This window comes from Halorubrum sp. SS7 (assembly GCF_005435055.1).
GTDB lineage: Archaea > Halobacteriota > Halobacteria > Halobacteriales > Haloferacaceae > Halorubrum > Halorubrum salinarum.
On the sequence record NZ_SGXV01000284.1, the window covers coordinates 1 to 497 of the forward strand.

Below are 497 nucleotides of genomic sequence, written 5' to 3' on the forward strand. Positions count from 1 at the left end.
GGAGCGCCGGCAGACGATCGCCTTCTCGGACCCCTACTGGGAGTCCGATCAGGCGATCCTCGTCCGCGAGGGCGGCGACTTCCAGCCGTCGGGGTGGGCGGACTTCGAGGGCGTCCGCGTGGGCGCCCAGTCCGGGACCACCGGCGCCGATCAGGTACAGTCGAACCTCGTCGGGGAGGGGATCATCCCGGAGAGCAACTTCTCGACGTACGACAGCTACGTCCTCGCGGTCGAGGACCTCGTGAACGGGAACATCGACGCCGTCGTCGTCGACAACCCGGTCGCGGAGACGTTCGCCGCGAACCGCGACGTGACGGTCGCGTTCGTCGAGGAGACGGGCGAGCGGTTCGGCTTCGGCCTCCGGCAGGGCGAGTCCGAGTTACAGTCCGCGCTCAACGACGGGCTCGCGACCGTCCGCGACGACGGGACGTACCAGGAGATAACCAACACCTGGTTCGGGCAGGAGTAGGATGTCGGCCCCGGGGTCGCTCGCGCTC

Annotated in this window: 1 protein-coding gene; it reads left to right on the forward strand. The window is 69.0% G+C overall.

Annotation, left to right across the window (positions count from 1 at the left end; translation table 11 throughout):
- A partial coding sequence (locus EXE44_RS18050; protein WP_137718050.1) for a transporter substrate-binding domain-containing protein occupies window positions 1-469 on the forward strand: 469 nt, incomplete at its 5' end.
- Window positions 470-497: the final 28 nt, after the last annotated feature.